The sequence below is a fragment of the Sorangium sp. So ce185 genome (genome assembly GCF_051526825.1).
GTDB classification, from domain to species: Bacteria; Myxococcota_A; Polyangia; order Polyangiales; family Polyangiaceae; genus Sorangium; species Sorangium cellulosum_D.
The window spans coordinates 1,897,068-1,914,896 of the sequence record NZ_CP150316.1; the positions used below are offsets into that span (position 1 = coordinate 1,897,068).

The 17,829-nt window shown below is 64.5% G+C and carries 16 protein-coding genes and 1 pseudogene; 10 read left to right on the top strand and 7 right to left on the bottom strand.

Annotation, left to right across the window (positions count from 1 at the left end; translation table 11 throughout):
• Window position 1: 1 nt before the first annotated feature.
• The 5 genes from WMF26_RS06915 to WMF26_RS06935 all read left to right on the top strand — a co-directional run bounded on the left by WMF26_RS06915 (window position 2) and on the right by WMF26_RS06935 (window position 3,808).
• Entirely contained in the window at window positions 2–691 is a 690-nt protein-coding gene (locus WMF26_RS06915) for a hypothetical protein (protein ID WP_437999668.1), read from the top strand.
• Window positions 692–754: 63 nt separating this feature from the next.
• Window positions 755–1,063 (top strand): IS66 family insertion sequence element accessory protein TnpA, encoded by a 309-nt coding sequence (gene tnpA / locus WMF26_RS06920; protein ID WP_437996734.1) that lies wholly within the window; start codon window positions 755–757, stop codon window positions 1,061–1,063.
• The gene (gene tnpB / locus WMF26_RS06925; RefSeq protein WP_437999669.1) at window positions 1,060–1,416 is read left to right on the top strand and encodes an IS66 family insertion sequence element accessory protein TnpB; all 357 of its coding nucleotides are present in this window, start codon (window positions 1,060–1,062) and stop codon (window positions 1,414–1,416) included. The genes tnpA and tnpB overlap by 4 nt, the downstream gene beginning before the upstream one ends.
• A 50-nt stretch (window positions 1,417–1,466) precedes the next feature.
• On the top strand, window positions 1,467–3,359 hold the full coding sequence (gene tnpC, locus WMF26_RS06930; protein ID WP_437999670.1) for an IS66 family transposase: 1,893 nt from the start codon (window positions 1,467–1,469) through the stop codon (window positions 3,357–3,359).
• 185 nt (window positions 3,360–3,544) lie between these two features.
• Complete coding sequence (locus WMF26_RS06935; protein WP_437999671.1) at window positions 3,545–3,808, top strand: hypothetical protein; 264 nt, start codon at window positions 3,545–3,547, stop codon at window positions 3,806–3,808.
• Here the strand turns inward: WMF26_RS06935 and WMF26_RS06940 are convergent.
• The 5 genes and pseudogenes from WMF26_RS06940 to WMF26_RS06960 form a co-directional block, all read right to left on the bottom strand.
• Window positions 3,805–3,948 carry a hypothetical protein gene (locus WMF26_RS06940; RefSeq protein WP_437999672.1) on the bottom strand — a complete coding sequence of 48 codons (144 nt, stop codon included), beginning with the start codon at window positions 3,946–3,948 and terminating at the stop codon, window positions 3,805–3,807. The genes WMF26_RS06935 and WMF26_RS06940 overlap by 4 nt on opposite strands.
• Before the next feature lie 440 nt (window positions 3,949–4,388).
• On the bottom strand, window positions 4,389–5,666 hold the full coding sequence (locus WMF26_RS06945; protein WP_437999673.1) for a hypothetical protein: 1,278 nt from the start codon (window positions 5,664–5,666) through the stop codon (window positions 4,389–4,391).
• 364 nt (window positions 5,667–6,030) lie between these two features.
• Complete coding sequence (locus WMF26_RS06950; RefSeq protein ID WP_437999674.1) at window positions 6,031–7,260, bottom strand: hypothetical protein; 1,230 nt, start codon at window positions 7,258–7,260, stop codon at window positions 6,031–6,033.
• A 179-nt stretch (window positions 7,261–7,439) separates the two neighbouring features.
• Window positions 7,440–8,606 carry a hypothetical protein gene (locus tag WMF26_RS06955; RefSeq protein WP_437999675.1) on the bottom strand — a complete coding sequence of 389 codons (1,167 nt, stop codon included), beginning with the start codon at window positions 8,604–8,606 and terminating at the stop codon, window positions 7,440–7,442.
• A gap of 384 nt (window positions 8,607–8,990) precedes the next feature.
• Window positions 8,991–9,383, bottom strand: a pseudogene (locus WMF26_RS06960) (tyrosine-type recombinase/integrase); the annotation flags it as partial.
• A gap of 944 nt (window positions 9,384–10,327) precedes the next feature.
• On the opposite strand from WMF26_RS06960, the gene WMF26_RS06965 reads away from it, so the two are divergent.
• Window positions 10,328–10,705 (top strand): hypothetical protein, encoded by a 378-nt coding sequence (locus WMF26_RS06965; RefSeq protein WP_437999676.1) that lies wholly within the window; start codon window positions 10,328–10,330, stop codon window positions 10,703–10,705.
• 797 nt (window positions 10,706–11,502) lie between these two features.
• Here WMF26_RS06965 and WMF26_RS06970 read toward each other — a convergent pair.
• Window positions 11,503–12,993, bottom strand: coding sequence for a hypothetical protein (locus tag WMF26_RS06970; RefSeq protein ID WP_437999677.1), 1,491 nt, complete (start codon window positions 12,991–12,993; stop codon window positions 11,503–11,505).
• Between the two features lie 1,046 nt (window positions 12,994–14,039).
• The gene (locus WMF26_RS06975; RefSeq protein ID WP_437999678.1) at window positions 14,040–14,210 is read right to left on the bottom strand and encodes a hypothetical protein; all 171 of its coding nucleotides are present in this window, start codon (window positions 14,208–14,210) and stop codon (window positions 14,040–14,042) included.
• A gap of 544 nt (window positions 14,211–14,754) precedes the next feature.
• On the opposite strand from WMF26_RS06975, the gene WMF26_RS06980 reads away from it, so the two are divergent.
• The 4 genes from WMF26_RS06980 to WMF26_RS06995 all read left to right on the top strand — a co-directional run bounded on the left by WMF26_RS06980 (window position 14,755) and on the right by WMF26_RS06995 (window position 17,708).
• A complete protein-coding gene (locus WMF26_RS06980) occupies window positions 14,755–15,018 on the top strand; it encodes a hypothetical protein (RefSeq protein WP_437999679.1) in 264 nt (87 codons plus the stop codon).
• A 37-nt stretch (window positions 15,019–15,055) separates the two neighbouring features.
• On the top strand, window positions 15,056–15,304 hold the full coding sequence (locus tag WMF26_RS06985; protein WP_437999680.1) for a hypothetical protein: 249 nt from the start codon (window positions 15,056–15,058) through the stop codon (window positions 15,302–15,304).
• Window positions 15,305–15,442: 138 nt separating this feature from the next.
• Complete coding sequence (locus tag WMF26_RS06990; RefSeq protein ID WP_437999681.1) at window positions 15,443–16,561, top strand: SAVED domain-containing protein; 1,119 nt, start codon at window positions 15,443–15,445, stop codon at window positions 16,559–16,561.
• A gap of 10 nt (window positions 16,562–16,571) precedes the next feature.
• Window positions 16,572–17,708, top strand: coding sequence for an SMODS domain-containing nucleotidyltransferase (locus WMF26_RS06995; RefSeq protein WP_437999682.1), 1,137 nt, complete (start codon window positions 16,572–16,574; stop codon window positions 17,706–17,708).
• Window positions 17,709–17,829 lie beyond the last annotated feature (121 nt).

Sequence of the window (17,829 nt, forward strand, 5' to 3'; positions counted from 1 at the left end):
CATGATCGATCTTTCGTGGATCGTTCGGGCGGATCAGCAGGTGGCGGAGTATCGGCGCCTGATGAAGGTTTCCGCCGAGGATGAGGCGCGGCGAGAGGGCGCGCAGCGGGCCATGGCTGACATCCGGGCGGCGCTCGCCGAGATCGGATACCCGTTGCAAGAGCTCGATAGCCCGCTCCGCCCACGCAGTTTTGACGCGCTTGATGAGTGGAAAGAATTTGGGATCCGCCAGTTCTGGTGGGCCGGGGAGATGCTCCGGCGCATGCAAGCGCGCGTGTCGCAAGCCAGTGCGCCGAAACCGTCCCGCACGGAGCAGATCGAGCGAGCGGGTAAGGTGCTCGAAACCATCCGGCATCTTCGCCGCGCAGCCGAGCTCGTGCCAGATGCGGAGCCGTACGTGCGCAGACCGATCCAGCGGTTTGCCACCGAACTTATCGAGATCGACTCGCCGCTCGACACGTGCGAGATATGCGGGCTGGAATGGCACGGATGCCAGGAGCCCCCTAAAGACGGGCCGCATTGCCGTCATGCAGACATGTGGAGAATGTACGGCGAGGCGAAGGATGCAGGCGTGATCCGGCGCCCTGGCGAACCGCTGCTAGCGTACCTTGATCGCTTCTATTTATCGACCGAGGGCCGCTTCTGGGGCTGCACCAAGCGAGTAGACGAGCAAGACCATGGCTGCCAGTAAGAGTAAGCGCTGCATGAAGCGCCGTCTCTCCCCAGCCGCCACGTCCAGCGCATGATGGCGCGCATGACAAGGACATCGACGACAGAAGAAAAATGGGCGGATCGAGTCCGGGCGTGGCGCGAGAGCGGCGAGTCGGCCGAGGAGTTCGCGCGGAGCCGCGGCTTTGCGGCATCGACGCTGCACGGCTGGTCGAGCCGGCTCTCGCGGGCGGAGCGCCCGCGCTTTCTGCGGCTGGTGCCGAAGGCGCCAGCGGCGATGAGCGCTCCGGAGCTCGTCGTCGAGGTCGGCGGCGCGCGGGTGCGCGTCGTCGCGGGGTTCGACCCAACGCTCCTGGCCGAGGTGGTCCGCGCCCTGGGCGGTGCAGCGCGATGATTCCGGCGGGCGTGCAGGTGTTTGTCGCGCTGGAGCCGGTGGACATGCGCTACGGCTTCGAGCGGCTCTCGGGTCTCATTCGCGAACGCGTGGGGTACGAGGCCCGATGCGGCGCGCTGTTCGCGTTCATTGGAAAGCGGCGGACCACCATCAAGATCGTCTTCTTCGACGGCAGCGGACTCTGTCTCTTTTCGAAACGCCTCGATCGCGGTACTTTCGTGCTCCCCGACCCGCCGGCCGAGGGCGCGACGCACGTCGAGGTGGACGACGCGACGCTCGAGACGCTGCTCGACGGCATCGAGATCGCGCCCACGCCGAAGCCCACAAGGCGCGCCCCGCGCCGCGTTCACTGACTCCGCCGAATTTGCTCGACAAGTACGATCGGCGCACGTAGAGCGGCGCCGTGCACGACGCTGCGGACAAGCCGACGCAGACGCCCGAGCAGCAGCGCATCGCGCAGCTCGAAGCTGAGCTCGCCGCGGCGAAGAGCGAGCTCGTGGGAGCGCGCGACGCGCTCGCGCAGCTCCGGCGCGCCTACACACGTGCGCTCGAGCAGCTCCAGCTTCTGCGGCGCCGCTTGTTCGTGGCGAAGGCGGAGCGGGCCGAGGTGAGCGCCGAGCAGCTCGCGTTCGACTCGATGTTCCTCGAAGTCCAGCGCCTCGAGAAGGCCCTGGATGCCGCCGAGCGCAAGAGCGGCGACGAGCGGCAGCACGACGACCCCAAGGGGCCGAAACGACGGCCCGGCGGCAAGGGCCGCCGCGACCTGTCCGAGTCCGACCTCCCCGTCGTCCGCATCGAGCTCTCCTGTCCCGAGCTCGATGCGACGGCGATGCGCATCGGGGTCGAGGAGACCTCACGACTCGGCTACGAGCGTGGAGGCATGCGCCGCATCGTGCTCGCACGCGTCGTGTACAAGGCCGAGAGGTCCGTCACGGATGCGAGCAGCTCGGCCGAGGGGGAAGCTGCCCCGCTCCAGGTCGTCGCGAAAGAAGTCCCGACGCCGACGCCTGCTGTGAGCGTCAGCCCGGAAGACACGGCCGCGGCCGGCGCGCCGAGCGCTTCGTCCGCACCTCTCGACACGCCGCCGTCGGCGCCGACGGGCGAGACCTGCACGGTCTTCATCACGACGCCGCTTCCGAAGGAGCTGTTCCGGAGGTCGTTTCTCGCGCCGTCGGTCGTTGCGCACATACTCACCAGCAAGTACCTGCTCGGTGTCCCGTTCTATCGGCTGGAGCAGCAGCTGGAGCTTCAGGGGGCGTCGCTCGATCGCGGCACGATGTGCCGTTACGCCGAAGATGTGGGCGCGACCCTGGGCGCCATCGTCGAGGCCGCACGGAAAGAGGCCTTCGAGACCGCCTTCTGCCTCTCCACGGACGCCACCGGGGTCTCCATCCAGCCCGGGCCCATCCAGGAGCGCAAGGACAAGAAGCCAGGACCGTGCCGCAAAGGACACTTCTTCGTCGTCCTCGCGGACAAGGATCACGTCTTCTTCGAGTACCAGCCCAAGCATACCAGCGCTGCGGTCTGCGAGATGTTCCGCGGCTTCTCGCGATACATCCAGGCGGACGCCCACGCGATCTATGACGCCCTCTTCCGCGGCACGCCCCCAAGGGGCGCTTCCGCCGACGAGGGACGTGGACCGCCACCGACGGAGGTCGGATGCTGGTCGCATTGCCGCACCAACTTCTGGGAGGCGGCGGTCTGCAAGCACGAGCTCGGCGTCGAGGGGCTGCGCCGGATCAATGCCCTGTTCGCCGCCGATCGCACGCTGGCGGATCTCGCGCCAGCGCAGCGCAAGGTGCGCCGCGACGCGGCCGTCCGCCCCCTGGTCGACGCGTTCTTCGCCTGGGTCAAGGCCGAGCACGCGCGTCCCCGCGAGCGCGGCCTGGTCTCCACCGCACTCGGCTACGCCCTCAACCAGGAGCAGCCCCTGCGGCGCTTCCTCGACGACGGCCGCTTGCGCCTGGAGAACAACGCGAGCGAGCGAGCTCTGCGATCCATCGCTGTGGCGAGAAAGGCGTGGCTGTTCTTCGGCAGCGACGACCACGCCTCCGCCGCGGCCAACCTCTTCTCGCTCGTCGCGAGCTGCAAGCTCCACCACCTCGACCCCGAGGCCTACCTCGCCGACGTCATCCGCGTGATGCCCTACTGGCCGCGCGAGCGCTACCTCGAGCTCGCCCCGAGGTACTGGGCGCGCACCCGCGCTCGCCTCGTCGCCGAAGAGATGAAGCTGCCCCTCGGGCCGATCACCGTCCCGCCCCCGCTTCCCGCGGAAGAGCAGCGCGCGACGAGCTGACCGGGCCGGTTCCATCGCGCCCATCCTGCACCAGCTGACCGACGTTGGGGGCTACGGCGCTTCGCGCAGCGCTTACCAGTAAGACTCGTCGCACGAGCTCCGCGCCCGGCAGCGGTGGCCGATCGAAGCTGAGCAAGCGCAGCAAGGGGCAGATCTGGACTCCTCTAACAACAGAGGATTGGAAAATGTCGCAGGAGGAAGCCACGAGAGCGAGCACGGTCACGCTGTTCGGAGGGCGGGCCCTCCCCGCGGCCGCCGCGGAGCTCGACGCCTCCGCGGTGGCGCTCGCGGCCGCCGCCGAGGCGCTCGCCGCCGTGGCAAGGGTGCTCCGTGGCGAGCTCTCGCCCCCGAGGATAGGAGCGGCGCCAGGGCGGCACCGCGCAGGCGATAGCGGGGCGGAGCCGCCGAGGACCGGCGCGAGGTCGTGGCGGTCCTCCTCGGCGCGCTAGCGGGGCGGTGGCAGGAGCTTGAGCAGCGCCACGACGGCGCCGAGGCGGGCGTGGACGGCGCGAGCGGCGGCGAGCTGACCGGTCGCGAGGAGCCCGCGGAGCTCCCAGCGCCGCGCGAGCTCGGGACTGTCGCCGCCCACCGTCCACCTGGTCGAGCTCGGGACCGTCGCCGGCGAGTTCCTCGAGCGCGGGCTCCGCGCCACGGGCTGCGGAGCGGCCGCGGGGTCGAGATGGACGCCGGCGAGCGCGTGATCGCGCTGGCGTCGTACATGGCGCCGGAGCAGGCACCGCGGCCACAGCGTCGAGGAGGACGCTGGCGAGCTCGGGGCCGTCGCCGTCCGCCTGGTCGAGCTCGGCCACATCGCCCCCGACGGCGGAACGGCCGGCGTCGGCTCTGCCGGCATGAGAGCGCGAAATGGGCCGGGAGGTCAAGCATCGCCTCGACGGATTCCGTTCCACAAACAATGGTGGAGCGTTGCCCCGCCGCCGAACGGATGGCCGCTGTGCTGCGGCGCGCCTTGCCGAGCGAAGCGAGGCTCGGCGCGGCGTCAGCACCAGCGGCTTGTTGGGCTGTTACTGTTTACATCAACTGGTACCCCGACGCGAGTTCATGAAGGCGAACGATAAGCCTGCACCAAGTCGGGAAATGGATGCCAGCGAGGTCTCCCATCTTGGCAAGGAGGTGAGCGTCGAAAGAGTCTTCTTCGTGAACGTTGCGCCGAAGCAGCGCCTTGACCATCGCGTCGTCCATCTTGTCCGGCGACTGCTTCTTGTAAGTGGCAGCTGCCGAGCTGATTTCCTGAAGCAATCCAACAATCGGTCTTTCGTTGGAGGTGGTCGGGTCCTTCGTTGCCGCCGCCTTCATCCAGGCCGACAGTACGAGAAGAGCCTTTCTCCGAGCGTCGCGTGCCTTAGTCGTATGACGGTAGCGACGCGGAACAACCGTAATATCAAGTACCTCTTGAAAGAGACCACGACAAGACGCCACCATATCTGGATTGCTGGGAACGCCGGTGTCGTCGCACCAGTCTTTGCGGTCTGTCTTGTCGAAGGCTTGCAGAAGGCGGTCGTAGATGGATCGCTCCAGAAAAGTATCGCGCAACTTGGAGGCGAGCTCTCCTGCGACGAATATATTATCTTCGAAAAGTTCATATTCGATGAGATATCGCCAGACAGCGAACGCAAGCCCCAACACATGCGCGTCCTGCTCTTCGCGCCGAAGTCGTTCTCGCTCTGGAGCGCCGCCATGCGTTTGTTCGCTCCGCAAAGCGTACAACTCGTCAATGAGACCGCTCAGGTCACGCTCGATGCGGGCGTCGAGGATCTTGTGGAGGCTCTGAGATACGCCATCGTAGACGAGTGCGCTCCGAGGGCGTCGTTCCCATACACCGTTGCGCAAGCGCCGAGCGACAGCTCGCGGCGTCCACTCTCTCAAGAACCGGGCATAAGGCGAGTCGTCACGGTATCCAGTAGACTTGGGTAAGCGATACCATGCTTCAAAAGCCGACCATACAGCTTCAAGGTCTTCGAACGGAGACCCGAAATACGGGGCGTCTCTGCGAGCAAGATAAAGATGCCAGAGAGCAGTCAGTTTCGCGCGCGATGCCGCGTCATCGGCGGTAAGGAGCGGACTCAGCTTCCTTATGGCGTTTGCCGTACTGAGGACGTTGAGGCGAACGAAACGCGTATAGGGGTCAGGGTAGAGGCGATCGTGACCCGAGTCGGTCAAGTTCACAGAGAACTTGCCAACCCGAATATGATCATCGTCACCGCTATCGATTCGCCACGGTTCGAAGATCCAGGAGTCGGATGCGGAGCCAGAGATACCTCGCACCCAGTCGGCGGTCGAGAGCACCACGACGGCATCTTGGTACTCCGAAAAGCTGGTCTGTTCACCTTTGGGACGGCTCAGAATGGACAGATCGCCATCAATCGGTCTCCCATTACGGTCACGGTAGAGAGTCAGCAGGCTGGGTGGCTGGCATCCAAACCGTGACTGCCACGCCTGGGGGTCATTGCGTCACAGGTGGAGTGTGCCGACCTCGATGGGTGCGTCCGCACGCACGAAAGGCAGAACCGCAAAGTCCAGCGTGGTCATAATTGTCGCATCATCCCATCAGTCCGACGACTTGCGGCTCTGCTTCGGGGACGCGTGCGAAGCGCGTGGCACCGTCGGCCAGCAGCCGCTTGTTGGGAGCCACCCGCCGCGAAGCAGTGCAATTTCACATCGCCTCTGAACGTGCGAAGTTGGTCTGAGCCGCTGAGCCGGCGGTCAAACGTCGGTGTCCCAAATGTGTGAGAACGCCGTTCAAGTGTTCCACAAATGCCTGCACATCGTCGTGAAGCGCACGGATGTACTCTCTGCTCGCGGCAAAAACAGCCTCGTGCATGACCTTGTTTCTTTGCTGACGAGCGAGGTCAAGCCTGCCAATCAGTACCGCGTCCGGCTTCATGCTGGTGGGACAGAGCCTTGGCAACTCGACGTTCAGCAGCGTTGCAAACCCTGCGCCTGACGACCTCTTCGTTTTGCCCCGCATCTGGGCTACAAACCTATCGGTGGCGACCTCCGCGGCGATGACAAGCTGAAGAAGCGCGAATTCAAGCAGTCCGCCCTCGGCGTAACACCGTGCCATGTGAATGACTCTTGTAAGATCGTCGAGTTTTCCAGCCTCTTTGAGGGAGGCACGCATGCGACTGGCGGTGTCTGCATCGAATCTCATCGATGGTCGACGCATCGCCTGACGCAATGAGGACACCACTCGCCAACTCGTAATGAGGTCAGTGCGCTCGCCACGAAGTAGCAGATAGAACGCATCGAAGGTCGACTCGTCGTAGATGGGCGCCAGCAGTGTCGGAAAGCTTGCGCGCGTGAGCGCCACAACGGATGTTGCTATGTTGTTGAGGCATTCAATAAGCGTCCGCTGGCATCTCTTGACGTGATTCTCAAGAGCTTCGACTGCATTGATACCTTCGATCGAGAACCGCGCAGTGGCAACCGAGCGCGTCGCAACTTCGGGTGCATCGGCTGGTACCTTCGCAAAGTCCGCGGCGTAAGCACGCCAGAGCTTGTGCCTTGGAAAGAGGATGTGATATTGCTTTTCTTCGCGAAGGTAGCTCATCCGCCCCATCTGGTTGGACACGCAGATCTCATAAAGGTTGCCGTCCCCAGCACGAACCTCGAGGGTGTATTCCGCTCGGTCGTCTTCGATATTCGGGAGCCAATCTGGCAGGACGGCGCCAAGTTCGAGGTCAAATGTCCCATCAGACTTCGGAGATACTCTGGAGAAGTGGCTGCCAAGATTGCTGGCGCTGCTGTCGCCGTCCTCGAAGAACGCTAGGACCTGGTGATCTGCGAAGGTCGAGATGGACGAGAGAAGCCAGGATCTCTCGTTGATGGTGGCGTCATCCCTCGGCGGGTCCTGGGTGAGTAGAACGTTGGCAAGAGCTCGCATGGACGCGTGACACCTCCCACAACTGCATCGTCACAGTACGCGCCGGCTCGCGTGAATGTCAAGGGCTCGGGTGGAAGCGCAGCTAGAAGCCCGCCCGCCTAACGTCTGGGCTTCTGCCGCGCGTCGGTGCGCTGGGCGCACCCACGCGTCGGTCAGCAAGCCCTTGTTCGGCAGTGCCGTCATGCGATGACACGGGTGCCGAAGCGCACCTCGTCATGTTTTCGAAGGAGTAGCTGCAGCACAGTCTCAGTCTGGGCGGCGATTGATCGAAGGTCCTCAAGCGTTATCACCGCAAGCACGACACCATCGTGGCTGTAGGCACGATGAAGCATAAACCGCGCGTCCGCGAGCTGACGCTCTCCTCCCCCTGTAATCCCTTTTCGTGCGAATAAGATGCCGAAGCTAGCGCGACAGTATCGGATACGATTGGCGAAGTAGGCCAGTTGCGAGCTTCCGACAGGGCTTGTCCAGTTCTTGCACTCGGCAACGAAGTACCTCCCCAGCACATCGAGCGCGGGGGATACGTTGCGCGAGAGGTTTCGGACGACGAGGTCGTTCTCGAAATCGGGCGTCGTCACGCCGCGAACTGGAAAGCACCCCACAACGTGGGTTAGTAGGTATGCGGCAAGCTCCTCAAGCGCATCGCCCTGAGCCTTGGTGGTATCGAAGGGCGCCAGGATGTGATCGATAAATAGCGACAAGACGTGCGGGTTGACGGCATGTTCGGCGTCTAAGGATTGATCGGAGCGTCGGATGTCTTGTGATAGATACCACTTCGTGAGGATATACTCAGCCTGCGCCCCAAGCTTCTCGGGAGCGATCGGAGCACTGCGTGTGACCGCCTCGAGGCCATCGAGCACATCACTTGTCTCGGCGAGTGACGCCATGAGAACGGTGCGAGCTGCGCCGCGGTGCCCATGACGAGAGTCCTCCAACGCGGCAAGATGAAGCCATCGACGCGCCGCTGCGACATTGCCGCGTTGGAGGTCCAGTGACCCAGCAGCGTACGCCGCAATTCCCCGCGACTTCGAGAACGCACCTACCTGAACATCATGCCCGTGCAGGTGAGCGTACCATTCTCGTGCGATGCGGACGGCGATCGGCGTGGATGACTTCGCGATCTCTCTGATAAGCCATGCCCAGGGGACGTACGAGTCCGCGCGGCTCGGATCATTCGGAGCGCCAGGTTGCGTCGCATAGCGCAACAGCTGGATCGCTCGTTCCACGTTCTCGTTGAGCTGTTCGACCTGGGGCCATGGAATGGCGATCAACTGCGCGAAGAGGTCGCGCAGTTGGGGTGGCGGTTCGCGCGGCCCATTGGAACTCGGCTGTGCATCATCGGTCATTGGAGCCTCAGTGCAGTATCGCTGTTATCATTCTCAATAATGAAGAGCCTCACAGAACCCTGCCGAACTATCACTCGGTTGGCCAACCGAATCTTCCGGACCAGGTCTGCCTAGATCGTTGCCTTTCGCCTCCCCACGAAACGTCTCACGGATCGACTCTGCGCTGCAAGCCCCAAATGCCGTCCAGCGCCATAGGGTACATCCATCTAACACTAACACCGAGCCCGTCGCCGCCTTTCCGGGGGGCCGGGGGCGCCTGGACGAGACGCGGCGGACGCGCAGCCGGAGGCGTCGCGCCTGGGTGACCGACGCGGCCGCCTCATCGGGACGTTGCCGGACACATACCGGTCCGTTCACAACCTCGGACCGAAGGGGCCGTCGAGGGGGGCTGCGGACGGCCAGGCCGCCGCGGTTCAGCACGTGGGTGTAGATTATCGTCGTGCTCACGTCGCGGTGGCCGAGGAGCTCCTGGATCGTGCGGATGTCGTACCCGGCTTCCAGCAGGTGCGTGGCGAAGGAGTGACGCAGGGTGTGGCAGCTCGCGCCTCGAGAGACCGGCGGCGAGGGCGGCCTCTCTCACCGCGCGCTGGAGCACCGTCTCGTGCAGATGATGCCGCCGGAGCTGACCTATCTCCCGGTCGCGATAGGGGCGCGTCGCGGGCAAGACCCGTTGCCAGGCCATTCCCGGCCGGCGTTCGGATACTTGCGGTTCAGGGCGTCGGGGAGCGCCACCCAGCCGGCGCCGGCCGCGACATCGGCGGCGTGCGGGGCGCGCACGGCGGTGGGAAGCCGCGAGCGGCGGCGAGCTGGCCGGCTGCGAGGAGCCCGTGGATTTCCTCGGAGAGGGCCGCCGCGTCGGCTGCCGAAACGGCGGCAGGGGCCGCCAAAACGGCGGCGGCCGTCGCGAGCGGGCGCGAGCGGCTCCGGATTCCCTGGGTTCTGCGGCCTTCGCGACACCTGTCGCCCGCGCGCTACTACTCCAGGTAGAAGCGCCGCAAAAGCCGGCCTCGACACCACGGACGTGCCACGGGCGCAGGGGATAGGGGCGCGAGTTCGGCGTAGCCAGCGACGGCGCCGAGTTCACCGACGTGCGCCTCTTGCCTCAGCGGCATGCGCCGCCGGAGGCCGGACACGCCGTCGAGGTTCGCGTCGCCGGCGTCGCCCCGAGCTCGTTGGAACGCGCCTCGACGCCAGACAGCCAACTTCCGACGCGCTGGTAGTGCTACGCAAGCCCAACAGGCGCGTTTGCGTACTCGGCTGGCGCCTCTCGACGCCGATACGCTCGGCGAGCTCTCGCCCCAAGGCCTCCCGGCCCATGGCGTCGAGTTCGAGGCGTGGCGGCGCTGGCTTCGCCCTGGCCCGAGCTCGGGCACGCTGCCAGCGACAAGGAGCTCAAGGTTGAGCTCGGACCGCGGGCCGCGCCGAGCTCGGCGAGGCGACCCGCCAGCGCCGCCCAGCAGGAGCGTGGACACGCTCATAGGGCCGCAGCGCCGTCCAGCGGCGGCGTGGGTGCGCCACGGTGGGAGTTCGGGCGGCTCGGCTACCCACCGGAGTCACCGACGCCCGAGAAGGCAGCATTCTCGAACATCATTGCTTTGCTCTCGCGCAGGATTCTGAATCGGCTGTACCCGCGAACCACGATCCGTGCTAGCATCCTCGGACGCCGATCTGCTTGGTGGCTGCACCAACGGAAGAGCCCGGCACGACAGGAGGAAACGTCAATGAGCATGTGCATAAAATTGGTTTTCATAGCGGCCGTAGTCGCCGGCGTCGGTCTGGTCGGCTGTGTTGCCGCTCTAGATGACGAGACAACGGCTCCGCAAAACGAGTCCGTTGAGGAGATAGGCGAGGCAAAAGGTGCACTATGTACAACGAACTATTATCGGGTTCGCTGGGATCACTCCGGCGTTCGCGACTTGCCCCGCATGGACGTGACTCCGTTTCTGGTAAAGGACTATTGGGACCCCATCAGCGGCCCGCGCGGTGGCACCGACTCGTACAACGGCCTCGAATTTACCATCGTCTATGTCAACTCAGTACCCGGATATAATTACGGATATATGCGCAGGGCGTCGCTAGATTATCAGACCTGTGATTAGCCTGGAGTGCGACGGCCAGGCGGTAGAGCTCCCGGAGGAGCCTTGTGCTGCTCGACGAGCTTGCGCTCCAGTGCCTCTACGCCGGCCGCGCTGAGCCCAGCTCGGCGTCGCCGCCACCTGCGCCGCCCAGCGGCAGCGTGGGTGTGCTGAGGATGCTTGCCCTCTCGACGAGGGCGCCCGCCAGCGGCAGCGTGGATGCGACGAGGGCACCGGGGATCGCTCGGCCGTCTCGCCCCCGAGCTCGCCTGTAACTCGACGAGGCGGGACGTGTCCAGCAGCGGCATGGGATCGCCCAGGGGTGCCGGGGGAGTTTGGGCGGCTCGCCTCTTCGCGAGGAGATCCGGCCGCGTCGCGGCGACGGGGACAGGGCCGGCGAGCTCGGCGTAGCCACCGCGGTCCGAGCTTGCCCTCGAACTCCTCGTCGCCGGTAACGTGCCCCAGTTCGGGCCAGAGGGGAAGCCAGCTCCGTCACCCCCCCGCCCTCGACCGCGGCCGCGCCGGCACCGAGGCGGCCGGCAGCGGGGCGGAGCCGCCGAGGACCTAACGTCGTCGCCCAGCAGCGCGATCGACCAGTCAGTGACCGGGATGCTCGCGTCGCTGGGATCGCGGCATGCGTCGGCCTCCACCCTTACGCAATTGATCTCCGAAAGAGAGCGAGCGCGGGCGCCCGGAGCGGTGAGCATCCGCCAGCTTCGCCACCGGGTCGGGTCAACAGAACCACTCGCTTCTCTGGTGGGGTAACCTGGATGGCCCACGCCGATCACATGAGGTCCAATCTCGGTGGGCGTTGAAGCGGTTTAACGCTTCTTGTTCTTGTTAGCCCTCTCCCGTCGCTCCCTCTTCTTCTGATTGCGAAGCACCCTCTTTTGAGCCATCGTCATAGTCGCTCGCCTAGGATCTGGGAACTCGTTCTCCATCGTCTGGGTGAACCTTGCCCTCTTCAGCAAGCCATGCTCCTGGTGGAGCCTGCGCGCCCAGTCTTCTTGCTCCTGCGTCCAAGTGCGCGCGTCGAGGTAGAGAAGGTCTTCGGAGCCGCCGGCAGAACCGGCCGGCTCTGCACCGACACCAACGACATGCTCAAGATTGGGCCACAAGTGCTTTGCTACGTGGCAGTAGGCAAGCAGGCGATTTTCGCGTATGCGGCGATACTCGCTATAATCAGGATACCCATGACTGCTGACCAAAGATAAAACATAGGCGCGCTCCCCGCGATCGCGAGAGGTAACTACCCGGGTGTTTTTTCCGTTTGTTGGAGTTTTGTGAAACAAGTCATCAAGGGCGTCACCTAGCATTCGTCGAGCCAGACGTGACTCTGAGGCCATCAATCGAAGCGCGGGCTCTACCGTTTGTATACCGAGATCTCGCCCTATCGCAAGGGTGCCGTCCTGGAGATGCGTCGCAAATGCCTCGATCAGACCGTCCCAAAGGTAGGACACCTGATTGCGCCGCTTCCTCGCACTATACTCTGGACTGGCGACAAGCTCCTCCCAAACACCGTCATCAAGGGCCACCAGATCGGTATCATGAGTCGAAAAGTCGTGCTCTTCTCCGCGCATTGTACGAAGGTACAAGCCGAGCAAATCCAATTCGCCCGACGCAATCAACAAGCGGCCGGACGCAACAAAATCTTCCTTCTTGCGAAGATATTTGGTAAAGTCGGCGACCGTGTCGAGCTCTCTCAGGATCACGTCGAGAGAAACGTCGTCCAGCACATGAACGTATGGCTTTCCAGGGACAACCCACCCAACTGACAACGGTGCGTTGAACGGGCTCTCAGTCCCGTCTGAGCGCTTCGGCATCAGCACGAGACTGCCATTGTTGCCCAGCTCTCTCCTGCAGCGTTCGCCAGCGCCGAGCGCGACGACAATGCGGTGAAACCGCAACCGAGACGCGTTGGACAGATCGAGCGGAAACTTCTGAGTACAACGCTTGTCTAGATAGATACGATCGGGGTGGTTCTTGATCCACCGCTCCGCCCCGAAGATCTGCTTGGCGGACTCCGAGACTGCACTGCGAAACCACCTACCCCAGTCCTTCTCCAGATCTCCGGTGTCCTGAAACGAGCAGGACTTGTCAGAGAAGATAATGACGTCGTCCTCGAAGACCACGAGTAGATCGCATAATTCGTGTCCGCTCCCCTGATCCCTATATAAGTTCGGATAGCTCCAGAGGCTTAAGAAGCTTCGTTCGCACAGCTTCTTCAAGTACTGCTCGGATGGAGTCAATCCACTGGACTTTTGAATACCTGTCACGATGTGATTGTACAACTTCTTGATGACGCCGGCCACGACGTCGGGTATGGCCGGAATCGGATGCCTGCCACATGGCGCCGACTCCGCAACGGACGCGGTCACGCGGACGGGAGGAAGCTCCGGCGCTGCTGGTGGACCTGCGCCAGGCTAGGCGTCTCGGCTTCGGCGATGACGCGATGCGGCGCGTGGCGCCGACGCCGCCAGGGAGTTCCTGTTCGAGGCATGCGATCGGGTAGCGGCCTTTGGTTTTCCGGCGTACCATCCACCCGATGGCGCTACCTGGCTGCTCTTTGTTCCGGAACAACCACCCGTGCGGGCCGTGTGACGCCGGCCTGCCGGAGAACTGCCACCGGTACCGGGACGAGTACGGCCTATGGCCGAAGGCGGCGGCAAGCGCCGTATGCTCAGTGTGCCAGAAGATGTACCGAGAGCATCCGATGGACAGGCGGCTGAACGTCGCGCTTATTTGCGGCGACGAGCGCTACGTCCTGACGCATTAGCGCGGCCTCTTCTCTGCTTGGCTTTCCCCACCTCGACCTCCGCCGCCACCCGCCGCAGCGCCAGAACGCCGCGAACGTGTCGGCCGCGTACAGGTGGAACTCCAGCGTAACACGCAGCTGGGCGCGGTGCGGCAGCCCGACCTACCGCCTTCACTGCCTTGAAGGACTGCCAAGGCGCCGCGATTCGGTCGGCCTTCGCCACTGCGCCGATCTTGCCTACCCCCGACGCCACGGCGCCCGGGGCAGCGCGCTCTTGCGCAGATGATCGCCACGCGCGGAGGGTGCGGTCCGCGCTCGGTGCCGGGCTCGACCCGCGGGAGCCGATGCGGTGCGACTGCGCGGCGGGATCGGCCCGCCATGCGTCTTTCCAACACGTCCGAGGGCACAAGACCGCGATGATTGTAACGGGCCTCACCGCCCCCCCCCGGGCCGGGCCCCACCGCTCGCGCTCGGGCGCTGAGTCAAGCACGTCGGCCACGGCCTCACCGCAGCGGGCCGGTGCGCCGAGGAGTACGTCCGCCGAGAGCGCAGCTGCGCCGGCTGCAGCGACGGCGTCACCTCGGGTTACGCTCATCGCTCGCCCTACACGCTGAGCCCCACCTTCTCGAACTTGCGTGGGTTCGCGGCGACCCACCCGATGTACTTCGGCACCGTGAAGTCCTCGACGCCGAACGCGATGGCCTGCATCGCGCGGCTGCTCTGCGGGGGGGGCGTGCCTTGGAACACGCGCCCGTCTCTCATAACGATTTTCATGGTCTCCACTCCTTCCGGCGCGCACGCCAGCTGCCCGATGCGATGACTGGGCTACCTTCGACCTGCTCGGGCGCGAGGAGGTAGGTCTCGACGACGGCGCCGTCCTCGTGTTAGAGACCGGCCTCATGGTCCACCACGCGATCGGCAGAATGGATCACGACTGGAGCTGCCAAAAATCCCCGCTCGGACCCCGTACCTGCCCTTCCAGCGCGCCGCGCGCAGCTCACGTCAAGGGCTTGAATTTGTTATGATTCTCGCGCAGCGGACCCTTGACGCGAGCGAGCACCGTGCCTGCTCCGCGCGCGGTCCGAGCGGCGCTTGTCCGCGATCCGCTTGGCCGGTCCGGGCGCGATCTGAGAAGGGGGGCCCTGACATTCTCGAGGGCGATGCGCGTACGCCGGTAGAAGCGCGGGGGCCCGTCGAGCCGGTCGAGCGCGGCAGGCCTGTCGATCCCTTACACCTCGCCGGCCATGGTCACGGGGTGCGCGCCGCCGCGCAGGAGCCTGGAGACGCGCCGAGCTCGCGTAGTTCGAAGGCGCGCTGCGTGCGCGACGCCGCGACCAGCCGGGAGCCGACGAGCAACGGGTGGTTGGGCTCGCCCGCGTGGCTGAATCACATCCACAACCACAAGACGAACGCCGCCCTCGGCGAGCTATGGCCTGCCAAGATGACGAACCTGCGTCCGGGAGAGGCCTTGATCTGGTCCAGCAAGGCAACGAACGAGGCGTTCACGAAGGGCGCCGTGAAGGTCCGCTGCCGCCCTCGCGTGACGCGCCACGGCGGTGTCACGAAGACGGCGGTCGGGTGATGAGGACGACCGTGGCTACCCATGAAGGAGAAGCAGCATGGCGCTGAAGCAAGTCGCTGCCCGCATCGAAGGCGACGTCTTCCAGGGGATGGTCTTCTGGCTGCACGCGGCCATGCTTCTCCGGCCATCTTCGAAGGTCGTGCGCGTGTCGATCGAGCACGATCAGGCGGCAGGAGTCGACGACGTTTCGGTTCACTACGCGGCCCCTGGTATCAACGCCGGTGGACGGTTGTGTGCGGCCGATTACTTCCAAGTGAAGTATCACGTCGACCGCAGCTCCGAGTAAGCGTCCGCGATCTTCTGCGACCCATCGTTCATCGGCGCCACTCGCTCGCTTCTTCAGCGCTTCCACGACGCGCGTGCTCGGCTCGGAGACGGCGACGGATGGCATCGTTTGAACCTAGTCAGCAACTGGCAGTGGGCCGTGAGCGACAAGCTCGGACCGTCCTTGCGTCAATCGGAGGAAGGTGCACTCCCTGACCGCTTCTTCTCCGATGGGCCGCGCTCGGAACTCGGCAAGATCCGGCGAAAATGGCGCGATCATCTCGGGCTCTCGGATGACGAGTTCGCGGACTTCGCACGTCGGCTGCGCCTGCGCGTCGACTATCTCAGCCGTCCGGCTCTCAAAGAGCTGCTGAACGAGCGCTTCATCAACGTCGGCCTGCGGGAGATACCCGTCGACAAGGCGCAGAACGTCTACGACTCGCTCACGCAGCAGTTTATCATGAACGGGACCAACTCGTTCGACCCGCAGACGTTCCGCTCGATGTGCGAACGAGAGGGGCTGCTCGCTTCGGCGCCGTCGGGCGGACCACCGGTACTTGGCATCCGCAGCTTCATGCGGTTCGCAGAGCGCATGGAGGATGAATGCAACGCCTTCGTCTGCGTGGCAGCTAACTTCGATGGCCGCCACGTGCGCTCGCCTGACGCCTGGCAGAGCGTAATCCTGCCTGCGGTCACGTCGTTCTTGAAAGACTCCTCGCTCCGCACCGACGAGTACCATCTCCTGCTCGAGTGCCACAGCTCGCTCGCATTCGTCGCTGGCTACGAGCTCGATCGCAAGTCGGGGGCGCAGGTATTCCCGGTTCAAAAGGGTGTTCGGAAAGCGCTCTGGAAGCCCGGAGCGACCACGAGCACGGCGAACAGCACATGGAGAACGATCCGGAACGCCACTGGAGGCGGCTCGGATGTGGCGATTGCTGTTTCGGTGTCCCGCGATGCCCTCGCCGATGTGACGGCGTACGCGAGTGGATCGTCGACGATCGGAGCCGTCGTCGATGCCAGGCCCGTCTCGGGCGTCGGACAGCGCGCAGTGGCCGACGCCGATCACGCCGTAGCTCTCGCAGACAGCCTCGCCGAGCTGATTCGGACGCATCGGCCCACGGGCGGCGGGACGACCCATCTCTTCATCGCAGCGCCCAACGCCCTCGCGTTCTTTCTCGGGCAACACCGAGGAGCGCTCGGCAAGGTGCAGCTCTACGAATTCGATTTCGAAGGTGAACGGGGAGGCTCGTACTCGCCTAGCATTCGCCTGCCGGTATAACGAGGGACTCATGGAATTGAAGAGCGATTTCGAGACCTTCCTGGGTGAGATTCGGCCGACCGAGAGTCAGGGTGAGGATCTTCAGACCGGGCACAAGACGTTACGCGATCGGCTGAATGCCGACGAGGACCTGAAGACGTACATCATCTCGGACTTCCTCCAGGGGAGCTATCGACGCGCGACGGCAATCCGTCCGAGGAACGACCGCCGCTCCGACGTTGACATCATCGTCGTCACGAAGCTCTCCGAGCAGGAGTGCACGCCCGCGCAGGCGATGGACCTCTTCAAGCCTTTCCTCAGCAAATACTACAAGGGCAAGTGGCGACAGCAGGGCCGCTCGTTCGGCATCGAGCTGTCGTACGTCGAGCTCGACCTGGTTCTCACGTCGGCCCCATCGGAAGCGGAGGTAGGCATCCTGCAATCCGATGCCGTCACGAGCGATGACGACCTCGAAGAAGCGAAGGACTGGCGTCTGCATCGTTCTTGGCTCGCGCTCGACGCACGATACCGAAGCGACGCGAGAACGCTACTTGCGGAGGCCAAGGGGCAGGACGAGTGGAAGGCGCAACCGCTACACATCCCCGACCGCGACGCGAACAGGTGGGAACCCACGCATCCTCTCGCGCAGATTCGCTGGACGCGCGACAAGAACGCTAGCACCGATGGACACTTCGTCAACGTCGTCAAGGCGATCAAGTGGTGGCGTGTCGAGAAGTACGAGGAGCCCAAACACCCCAAGGGCTTCCCGCTCGAGCGGCTCATAGGCGAATGCTGCCCCGATAGCATCACGAGCGTCGCAGAAGGTGTTGTGAAGACGCTCGAGATGATCGCCTTCAAGTATGCACCTCTCGTCCTGGCCGGTAGCAAGCCGCAGCTCCCGGATTACGGCGTATCGACGCACGACGTCTTCAAGCGAATCACGGCAGATGAGTTCAGGAAGTTCTACGAGCAGGCCAAGACCGGTGCAGAGGTCGCGCGCCGCGCCTTCGACTCGGAGGACCGGACCGAAAGCGGCAATCTTTGGCGCGAGCTGCTTGGGAACAAGTTTCCGAAGCCGCCCGAGAACGGTGGCTCGGGAGGATCGCGCGGTGGTGGCTACACGCCGCCGACGGGACCGGCCGTTCCGGGGAGTGGAAGGTTCGCGTGACCTCTACGCCCCCCGTCATACCGCTCGCAATCGAACGGGGCCTGCGGGGCCTGCGGGGCATAGCAGCATGCGCGGTCGAGGACGGGCCGAGGTTTGACACCGGATCGAAGTGCTGGATCAT